This window comes from Parabacteroides sp. AM58-2XD, assembly GCF_003463685.1.
GTDB classification, from domain to species: Bacteria; Bacteroidota; Bacteroidia; order Bacteroidales; family Tannerellaceae; genus Parabacteroides; species Parabacteroides segnis.
Map to the genome: position 1 here is coordinate 1 of NZ_QSDP01000152.1, position 10,921 is coordinate 10,921.

Consider the following 10,921-nt stretch of genomic DNA (forward strand, 5'->3'; position numbering starts at 1 on the left):
ATAATATTATTTAAAAATACGTTTAAATTCATTCATATTGTAGTCTAAAATTTAATATGTGAACCAAACTTAGCCATAAGCGGTGTTATTTTTTTTCTTGTTTATTCATCCTTTTTTCTTTTTAGGCATGAGTTCTGCTAGGACTATGTTAGTTAAATAATGTATAATATTAGGCTTCAGGATATTAGATGTTTTTAAGATACGGGAGAGGATGATGATATGGAGCTTTGTTAACTTGTTCTCTGTATTAATATTAAGCAGATTTGATGGATAGAATCCGTTTGGCTATTTGGACTTTTATACTTCTCTTATTCTCTGTTACTATATGGGGAGACGAAATCTATTTCCGGTCTTTGGGAGTAAAAGACGGATTGTCTCAGCCTTCCTCTATAGCAATATGGCAGGATCGGCTGGGGAGAATATGGCTCGGTAATAATGCTGTAAATTGTTATGATGGCATTTCTACTAAAGTAATTCGTTTGTCTGAATATTTCCCGTCTCTCGAAGATGCTAATATTCATAATTTCTGTGGAAATGATTCTACACTATATCTTTTGGCGGAAAACAATATAATCTGTATCGATTTGCAGATGAGGCAACCTTTCATGCCGGAGATTACAGCAACGGCTATTTGTTATTCGGATGATCAGCTTTATGCTGTTGAAGGGCATTCACTTTATAGATGTAATGTCCGGTCGGGAGAAAAAGAGATTTTGTTTTCCGATGAAAGATATGTTTTTACTCTCATAACTCCGATTGGCGATAATCAGTTTTGGATAGGGACGACTACCGGTGTATTGAGAGTCGATCTGACAGAAAAACGGATTATAACCACCTGTTTTCAGGAAGAGAACATAACTACTCAGTTCCTGGACTCGGAATCCCATTTGTGGCTGTCGGCTAAATCTGGTTTAGCTGCTGTTGTTTCATTAAATGGCGAAGCTGTCGTTTTTAATGATCCGGGAGGTTCTTCCATACTATATCCATTGCTTTACTGAGGATACTCGGGGGATAATATGGGTGGGGACTTTGGCCGGTCTTTATCGGATAGAGATGAAAACAAATGGTGTTCCGGAAATAATAGGTAACCAGCCGTATATGGCGGAAACTTCGATTACTGCTTTGTTTGCTGACCGGCAAGGAAATTTATGGATTGGACCCTATTATGGTGATATCCGGTATGGAAATATAGATTTGGATGATTTCAAATGTTTTTATAGCGACGAAAAAGTTGAGGATCGTCTGCATGGAACTGTTATCGGTTCTATGGCCGAAGATAAAGAGGGTAATTTGTATGTCGCATCCGAGGGCAGTGGTATAAACGTCTTGAACAAGAACAGGGAAGTAATCCGGCACATCACCAAGGCTACCCACCGATTGCCGGATAATAAGATTCGTGCGCTGTGGTATGATGAGCAGACCGATAACTTGTTTGTCAGTGTCTATAAAAACGGGCTTTATGTATATGACAGGAAAACAGACCGTGTCAGGCAGATCGATTTCTCGTTTATCGATCCGGCCTCTCAGTTGATAATAGAAGAAATTGTGCCTTACCGGGATATGCTGGTGTTGGCTCTATCCAGGGTATTTTTAAACTTGACAGGGAGAATCTGCATGCCTCTTATCTGTTGGATGATTCGTTGCTGCAACAAAAGTGTTCCGGGAATATCCGTACCGTATACATTGATGACAAGGACCGGTTATGGGTGTCTTCGCTGGAAGAAGGTTTGTTTTCAGTAGATCTGAAATCACAAAAGATACTGTCTGTCTATGGGGATGGCTTGCAAAAAGGGAGCCGTATTCCCAGTGCCGTTAATTCGATTTGTGGTGATTCAAAAAATGGTTTATTCATGTCAACTCTGAATTCAGGGCTTTTATTGTATAATGAGGAAAGGAATGATTTTTCATCTTATAGGGAGCATGACCATTTTTTGCTGAGTGACGTATGTTATAGCGTAACCCGTTCGTTTTATAGGAACCTGATCGTAACAACAGACAAAGGAGTTTCTATTTTGGATATGTCGGTAAAAAAGAAACCTCTTTCTGCCTTTCATATTCCTTTAAGTAATCTGCCTACCCCACTTTCTCTCAGTGGTGATTGTGGTATTTATGTCTCACCGATGGACCGGAATGTTTATGTGGGTACCATATGTGGATTATTTTCTTTTAATGAGCAGAATTTAAATCGTCCGGGTAGGAATTACTCTTTGTTTTTCTCTTCTATCTCAGTGAATAATCAGTTGCTGACACCTGCTGATTCGGAATTTCTTCAACAGGATATCACCTTTTCCTCCAAAATAGAGTTGCCTTATAACCTGAATACAATTAGTCTTACCTTTTCGACAAGTAACTATCTGCTATCAAATTACGGGCAATATGAATATAAGATGGAAGGTCTGGATGAATTGTGGATAACGACTTCCAACAGGACGATTACTTATTCTTCCCTGCGCCCGGGCAAGTATAATCTGATTGTCCGCGAGCTGGATAATCCTCAGAATGAAGTCCAGCTGGAAATTATAATTATGTATCCGTTCTGGCTTTCGTGGCCAATGATATTGCTGTATGTTTGTGTAACAATTTCTATTATAGCCTGGCTGGTTTGGTTCAATAAAACAAAGACTCGACTGATGCTTTCCCTGGAGATGAAAAAGAGGGAGGTGGAGCAAATGGATAAATTGAACCGGGATAATCAGCAATTCCTGACTAATATTTCCAATGAGTTCAGAAAACCTCTGACTGTAATTATTGCTATATTGAATAATATTGTTGCTGATGCGGCAGTTGTAGCCGGTAAAAACCGAATCGGGAAAGTATTGAAGCAGGTCGTTTATTTGCAAGGGTTAATTACCCGGTTACAGACGTTCAACAGAGAGGAGCAGGAAGACGTTGTATTTAGTTTCGGAAATCCTGTCTATGATGCGGAATCGCCTGTGGAAGAGGTATTTGAAACAAAAGATAACACTCTTTATACGATGTTGATAATAGACAGTGACAGCGAGATAAGGGCTTCGCTGAAAGAGACATTTTCGTTTGCCTATCGTTTGATTGAAGCGGAGGATGTAAAGGAGGGTTATTTGATCGCATTGAGAGAACTCCCGGATATTATTTTGAGTGAGATCGATATGGTGGACGGTTCTGGGATAGAATTGTGCCGGATGATTAAGTCGCATGTAGATACATTACATATTCCTGTTATTCTGATGACTTACCAGCCATCTCCGGAACAACAGATTCAAAGTATTCGTTCCGGTGCTGACGATTATGTGGTCAAGCCTTTTTTTATGGATTTACTTCAGCATAGATGTAATTCTTTGGTAAGAAACAGTAAACGTATTTTGTCAAGGTATATCAAGCAGAAAGAGGAGCAGGATTACGTGCCGCTATTGGCAACTAACGTACAGGAAAAAAGACTGTTGGATACGGCTACCCATGTTTTGGAGGAACATCTGGAAGATCCGGATTTCGATATAGCTCACTGGGCTAAATGTATGGGAATGGGGAGGACCAGTTTGTTCAACCAGATTAAGATGGTTACAGGAATGACTCCGAACGATTATATTGTTTCCTTCAAAATGGACCGGGCTAAACTTTTGTTATCGGATGAGTCTTGTTATCCCATAGCGGAAGTAGCCTATCGTGTCGGGTATTCTGACCCGATTTATTTCAGCCGCACCTTCAAGAAGCATGTAGGGGTATCCCCCTTGCAATACAGGAAAAATATGCTGGTGCCGCAGAAAGAGGAAGTATCCTAAAAAAACAGAGAGCCCGCCATATGGCCAGCTCTCCTCTCTCAACTCCCTATTACTCTTTTTCTATCTCAATGTAAGTATCTCGATAGTAAGATTCAGATCTTTTGTCTTGCGGTATATAATAAATGGGCGAAGAATAGTTGTTCTCTGCTTTTACTTTAGCAAAGTTCTCTGTATTGTTCAGTTCTTCGGAATCCGGATATTTTATACGTTCAACTTGTGGTTTGATATGCGTGTAATACGGCGGGAAGTTGATCGGCTCCAACTTCGGATGGCGGGTTCTACGCAATTCTGTCCAACATTCATTGGGTGCCATCAAATTCAGATGGATATACTTCTGTTGCATGATAAACTCCATTTGATCATCCAATGTAGTTGCTTTCTGATATTCTGCTTTCAGGAAATCACCGTATGTCTGAACCGCTTCGGCAGAAGGTTTTTCCGGGAAATAGCGTGGATAATCAGCAGGGCTTGATATGGACAGAGAGTTTACATAGTACCAAAATTCTGTTGAATAAGCCATAGCATCGCTGATATGTTCACCTGCGCTTTTCCCTGTGGAAGCATAGTTTTTAGCAACAACTTCCGCCAGGAGCAACTCTGTTTCGGCCAGCGAGAACATATAGACCGGGAAATTGGCATAGTAATAAGTGGCCGGGTTATACATGGATACGCAGTTGATATCATAGTAACTCAATGTTCCAGCGGCATCGCGGTATGCAGAGTTGTTATTGATATAGGATTTATGGCGTTCCCATGTTCCTTCATCGATGTAATCCGGGCGCATGTTTTCTTCGCTGCCGGCGGCAATAGAGTCGTAAGCCGGCTGGTGGTATAGGTTGTCCATACGGATACCACGATAATCGTTGTAACGTGTCGGAGCAGCTATGGCAGGCAGACGCGGGTCATCGATTCCCGGTTCATATTTCAATCTGTTATGGTTCATTCTTTCCAGGATGACATTTGGAATAAATATCGAAGTGAAACGTTCGAACCATCCGCGGTTGATGGTACCTCCTCCCGGTAAATCCTTTGCAGGATTGGTCGGTAAAAGCCAGGTCATGTCTTTGCTGGGAAGCCCGCCCTGTATCGCCGATGCGATCTGAGCTTTGGCATAAGCTTCGTCGGCAGCAGACATGCGGATCGCAAATTTCAGTCTCAATGCATTGATATACTGTTTCCATAATTGGATATCTCCTTTAAAGGCGAGATCTTGTTTGGCAAAGGTTGCTTTTGCATCCGCAGACATTTTATCGTAATTGGCAACTATGCTTTCCGAAATCTCTTTCAATTCGTCAAGAATTGTTTTAGTAACCTCCAAAGGATCATCATATTCAGCAAACAGAACCCCTTTGTTACCCTGGATGGCATTATAATAGGGGATGCTGTTGAAGAAATCGATGTTGCGGAGCATGGTAAAGTCTTTTATTACAGTCGTCAACTGGTAATATACATAGGCATTTGTTAATACATCACCTGTATATTCTTCTTCGATTAACTGTTTGAAAATAGACCATTTGCTCATCTTGGTATACATGTTATTGAAATAATTGCGTATACCGTTGTCTGCCGAGAATCCGTTACCGGTAGTTACATCTTCAAAATCTTGATAAACACCAGCATAATTACTTGTCATAGGCCGAACGCCGACTTGGGCATAGGCTGTAATACCCCAGCCACCTAATGACCACCACCATTCTCCGTAGTCCTGTACATACACTTGCCATTCGTAAAGTGTTTGTGTGAATAGGCCGGAAGCTAGTTTGTCATCTGGAGCCTGATAAACTTCAGGGTTGTAAAAGTCTTCTTCCAGTTTGTCCTGGCAACCGGAAAATAATAGAGACGTTGCCACCAAACCTGTTAATAATATATTTTTCATAATTCCTTGCATTTAATAGTATAATTAGAAACTAATTGAAGCACCGATACCAAAACTGCGAGTAGAAGGGAAGAATGAATATTCTTCGTAAGAGTTCGTGCCGAGTGTTGATTCTGCGTCAATATTCGGAATAGCCTTATAGAGGTAGAACAGGTTACGTGCAGTAGCTGTCAGAGTTACTTTCTGCAGTTTGACTTTTTCTACGATTCGCTTCGGAATGGTATAAGAAATACCGATTTCACGGAATTTGATATAGTCATTCTTATAAACATTATCAGGTTGTAGATCGGCAGACATATCATGAATATATGTAGAATAGTATTCGTATGCACTTAAGATGATATCGTTCTTACTGCCGTCTTCTTTTACGCCATTAAGTATAAGACCATCATGATATATTCGGTTGTCTTGGGCATTGGCCGGAGCTGTCGCATTGTGTGCGCAGGGCACTTTTACGTTCTGCTCATTGATGTAATAAGCCAGACCACCATGTTTTTCGTCACGATAAGGCAGAGATTCTTTAGACAAACCGTTACCGATCAGGTAATAGTTAGACATTGATAACAATGCTCCACCGAATTTATAGTCGAAACCTAAGTTGATGTTGAAGTTCTTATAGTAGAATGACGTGTTGAAACCGCCGATGAAAGCAGGGTTGACATTGGAGTTTTTCTTGAAACCTGCATCATAATCAAGTTGATAGAAACCATTCGAACTCACAATACGATTGCCATGTTCATCTTTCTTGTAGTCATAGGTAAGTAATTCACCCATTGGTTCACCCACTTCGGCTACCACTTTATATCCTGATCCGCCACCAATGATTTTCTGTGTAATACCCGGGTATAACTTCTTTACAGTTGAATATTGATTGGCTGCCGTGAATGATATGTCCCAACGGAAATCTTTACCTACTAGCGGAGCTCCTTTCAAGAAGATTTCATAACCATAGTTATGTACGTTACCGGCATTGATCCTGATTTCGCTGTATCCGGAAGTGGATGACAATGGAACGGCCATAATTTGGTCATAGACGTTATTGGTATAGTAAGAGAAGTCGAATTCCAGTCTGTTCTGATCGAAGAAGCGCAAGTCCATACCGATTTCATATTCTCTTTTACGTTCAGGTTTCAACTTACCGGAGAAGAGAGAACTAGGAGGTGATACGACGGAAGCTTCGGTTTCAGCAATCTGTCCTAAGCTGAACAGGTTGTTTGCAAAATAGCGGGAAGCAGGACGACCGGCATCGGCCCATGCCATACGTATCTTACCGAACTGCAATTGCGGGATTGGAAGCTGGTCTTTGAAGTTCCAGTTGAATGAGATACCCGGATAGAAGTAGGAGTTATTTCCTGCCGGCAAAGTCGAGGCCCAGTCATTTCTTCCGGTAATTTCAACATAGTAGCGTTCGTCCAAAGCAAGAGTCACACCACCGTACAGACTGTACAAGAAATCAGAGCCACGTGACATACCTCTAACCTTTCCTTTGTCGCCTGCTCCTGGCCATGACCCTTCATTATTCAATGAGTACCAATCCGGATAAAGCATGTCGCCGTAGGTTGATACATTGATGCTCTTATCTTCATTGCTGCGGTAACCTCCACCGAAGAAAGCAAGTACATTCAAACGATCTTTCATGAAATTCTTGTCGAAATTCAACATGGCATCATAATTCTGTACTACATAGCGTTCTTCTTTTCTGGAATATTTTCCACCGACTACATTGGGTTCAACTTGGGTAACCCTGGCTTGTTGGTTATATTCAACATCCGTATAGTCAATACCTCCCTGTAAAACAAGGAATACATTTTTATGGAAATCGAATTTCCCCTTTAATGATGTAATCATGTGGAACTTATCATCCACATTTTTGTTTTCATGTTGGTGCCATAACAAACTCATAATGTTAGAAGCATAACTACTCATCGTGTAATCTTCCAAGTTTCGTTTGTATCCGGATTCGTCTTTATATAGTCGTTCTAGCGTTGAAAATGGTTGATCTCTGTTGACACCAAATGAAACGAGGCTTCCGATATTGGGATAACGGTTTTGGGTGACAATATTATAAATGTTCGAATTGATCTCGAAAGACGCAAATTTTGATGCGTTCATTTTCCCGGAGAAGCTGAGGATATTCTTTTTCTGTTCAAAGTTATCCAAAATACCTTGATATTTGTAATTGGTATAGGAAACACGCATATTACCCATTTCATTACCACCGGCAATGGCAACGTTGACGTTGTCAGAATAACCTTTACGGAAGAAATCCATGAAGTTATCCGGTTGTGCTTCGTAGTTGATAATATTACCGTCTATGTCCATGATCGGTTTTCCGTCGAAAGCGGGTCCGAAGTTGAAGCGGGAAGTACCCAGTCTTCTCATAGAGGTCCCATCGGGTAATTTACCTGTCAATTCATCATATACACTTGTTCCTGTACCGAATTCATTCTGAAAATCAATATAGGAAACCGGTTGTTCAACCGTATATTGGAAAGAAGCCGTTACTCCTAAACCTCTGGTATTAGCCCCTTTTTTGGTTGTGATCAATACAACGCCGTTGGCACCTTCACTACCATATAGAACGGATGCTTTCGCACCTTTCAAGATTTCCATTGATTCGATATCTTCCGGGTTGATATCATTGATACCTGCACCATAATCAAAAGAGTTCAACGGATCATAACCACGGGTTGCCATAGATGATTCCTGGTCATGAATGGGCACACCGTCTACAACGAACAACGGGCGTGTTTTGGAGGATGATTCCAAACTGGCTGCTCCACGAATCTTTATATTTATACCTCCGGTTGGACCTGCTGCACTCGATTGGATACCAACACCGGCAGCTTTACCATATAGAGATGTTAAGGGGTTTGCTGCCTTACCGGCAAGTGTGAATTCATCTCCTTTGATGGTTGTTAATGCATAACCAAGGCTTTTATGAGAACGTTTCATTCCGAGGGCGGTAACAACGACTTCATCGATGGTTTGTGAGTCTTCCACCAATTTGATATCCAGACTTTCCTGTCCTTTATAGGCGATTTCCTGTGTCGTATAACCCAGAAATGAAATTTGTATTATTTCGCCTTTTTTGACTCCATTCAGGACGAATTTTCCATCGCTGTCCGTTATGGTTCCTTTAGAGGTGCCTTTTACCGAGACTGCTGCTCCGGCTATCGGTCCAAGATCGTCTGCGACGATACCTGTAACTTTCCCTGATTGCTGATTAACTTCAGAAGTTTCTCCTATTGTCCCTTCGGATGCGAAGGCATTCCAGGCAGATCCTAATGAGGCCACCAGCAATAATGCGCTGATAGGTCTGTAGATCTTAAACATAATGATTAATTTAATTAGACATATAATTAACAAACGTTTCTAAAACGTTGCAATGTATGCCTACAATAGGGAATAGAGTTGTTACTAACTGATATTTAACTTGTAACAAAAATACATACGTATGATTTTACATGGAGTTTGTACTAAAATAACAGGTTTGTTGTTTGTTATATTTAAGTTTCCAGGATGGAGGTGGTGAAAAATAATGGAATTTTTTTATTCTGTTAAGAGAAGATATTGGACGAAGTTATTATTAGGTATGGTACAATGCATTTATCTTATCGAAACATTTTTTCTATTTTTAGTGGGGTCATTTATTTTTTTCATTGCGTTTGTATTAAAAGGATCTGTGTAATGTTGGTCATTAAACAGACGTTATGCGGATTATTATATTTAATATGTATGAAAAAGCCTCCTAAAAATATATCTATTGTAATCCCTTGCTTTAATGAGGATGCATGTCTTAATGTGTTGTATGAGGAACTGTGTCCGGTAATGGATAAATTATCTTGCCCTTATGAATTAATCTTCGTGGATGATGGAAGTACAGATCATACCCTGGAAACAATATTGTTGTTGTCTGAACAGGATTTTCATGTCCGCTGGTTGAGTTTTTCCCGGAATTTCGGGCATCAGAAAGCATTGAAAGCAGGATTGGATTATTCACGGGGTGAAGTCGTTATTACTATGGATGCAGATATGCAACATCCATCAGCGCTAATTTTTGATATGTTAGCTTGCTGGGCGGATGGATATGATATCGTGGATACGATCCGGATAGATAGTAAACAGTCTAATTGCTTCAAAACAGTTAGCTCTCGTCTTTTTTACCGTTTGATGAATTTTTTATCTGATGTAACGGTAACAGAAGGTTGTGCAGATTTCCGCCTGCTCGACAGGAAAGTAATTGAGGTATTGCGTGGCTGTCGCGAAGAATACCTGTTCTTGCGTGGGATGGTTTCATGGGTCGGTTTTCACAGGATACAGATACCTTATCAGGCTCGGATGCGTTATGCGGGGACTACGAAGTATTCTTTAAAGAAAATGATTTTGTTTGCCGTTTGCGGGATCACCTCTTTCAGTATCCGCCCGCTACGATGGGCCATTCTTTTTGCTGCTTTTTTCGCTTTACTTTCCATCACGGAAATTATTTATGTGCTATATGCTGTTTTTATTTCGGGGCAGGCTGTGACAGGCTGGGCATCTCTGGCTATACTGATTTCTGTGTTGGGGGCAGTGATATTATTAATGCTCGGTATTATAGGAGAGTATTTGGGTAAAATGTTTATGCAGTGCAAGAACCGTCCTGAATATATTGTACGGTCGGAAAATTGTTCGTCCTCTTTTAATGTGTAACCCGCTAAATATAAATACTATGAATATGCCAACAAGGATAAAAAGGTATTGCCCTCTGTTTTTTATACTGGTGATGACGTGTATCGTTTATTATCCTTTGTCAGAAAATGATTTTCTGTATTATTGGGATGATCAATGGTGTGTGATTAATCCGTATACTTCCGGGGGACTTACCTGGGAGAATATTTACCGAATTTTCACAGAGACTCATGGTGGTCAGTATTCACCCCTGAATGAAATAGGCTATGTACTTATTTATTCATTATTCGGGTACTCTCCGGTGATATTTCATTTGGCCGGTTTGGGAGTACATCTGTTGAATGTCGTATTGCTTTATTTTTTTCTTTCCGGTCTATTAACTCAATCATCCCGGCTTGCGACGATGAATAACAAACAAATCGTTTTTCTGGCTACTTTGTTATGGGCAATCCATCCGGTCAACGTAGAGCCGGTTGCCTGGATAAGCGCATCCAAAGTCCTTGTTTATACCACTAGTGTCCCGTTAAAATCGGGACGAGTTATTAATTAATCAAATAATCCCGGAATAAGGGGATTAAATTGTTCTTTGACATCATTGAAATTAGTCTTATTAAACAGC

Annotated in this window: 7 protein-coding genes; 5 read left to right on the forward strand and 2 right to left on the reverse strand. The window is 40.5% G+C overall.

What is annotated here, in order from left to right; all coding sequences use genetic code 11:
- The first annotated feature begins 263 nt into the window (after positions 1–263).
- From DXA15_RS27325 to DXA15_RS27335, 3 genes are all read left to right on the forward strand, one after another.
- The gene (locus tag DXA15_RS27325) at positions 264–998 is read left to right on the forward strand and encodes a hypothetical protein (RefSeq protein ID WP_233567578.1); all 735 of its coding nucleotides are present in this window, start codon (positions 264–266) and stop codon (positions 996–998) included.
- Between the two features lie 55 nt (positions 999–1,053).
- Positions 1,054–1,740: a two-component regulator propeller domain-containing protein gene (locus DXA15_RS27330; RefSeq protein ID WP_233567579.1), complete on the forward strand. Its 687-nt coding sequence runs from the start codon at positions 1,054–1,056 to the stop codon at positions 1,738–1,740.
- Between the two features lie 110 nt (positions 1,741–1,850).
- A complete protein-coding gene (locus DXA15_RS27335; protein ID WP_233567580.1) occupies positions 1,851–3,755 on the forward strand; it encodes a helix-turn-helix domain-containing protein in 1,905 nt (634 codons plus the stop codon).
- Positions 3,756–3,804: 49 nt separating this feature from the next.
- Here DXA15_RS27335 and DXA15_RS23400 read toward each other — a convergent pair whose 3' ends face one another.
- On the reverse strand, positions 3,805–5,631 hold the full coding sequence (locus DXA15_RS23400; RefSeq protein WP_233567581.1) for a SusD/RagB family nutrient-binding outer membrane lipoprotein: 1,827 nt from the start codon (positions 5,629–5,631) through the stop codon (positions 3,805–3,807).
- Positions 5,632–5,655: 24 nt separating this feature from the next.
- Positions 5,656–8,967 (reverse strand): SusC/RagA family TonB-linked outer membrane protein, encoded by a 3,312-nt coding sequence (locus DXA15_RS23405; RefSeq protein ID WP_128135636.1) that lies wholly within the window; start codon positions 8,965–8,967, stop codon positions 5,656–5,658.
- A gap of 402 nt (positions 8,968–9,369) precedes the next feature.
- On the opposite strand from DXA15_RS23405, the gene DXA15_RS23410 reads away from it, so the two are divergent.
- The gene (locus tag DXA15_RS23410; RefSeq protein WP_128135637.1) at positions 9,370–10,323 is read left to right on the forward strand and encodes a glycosyltransferase family 2 protein; all 954 of its coding nucleotides are present in this window, start codon (positions 9,370–9,372) and stop codon (positions 10,321–10,323) included.
- A 70-nt stretch (positions 10,324–10,393) separates the two neighbouring features.
- Positions 10,394–10,852 carry a hypothetical protein gene (locus tag DXA15_RS23415; protein ID WP_233567582.1) on the forward strand — a complete coding sequence of 153 codons (459 nt, stop codon included), beginning with the start codon at positions 10,394–10,396 and terminating at the stop codon, positions 10,850–10,852.
- Positions 10,853–10,921 lie beyond the last annotated feature (69 nt).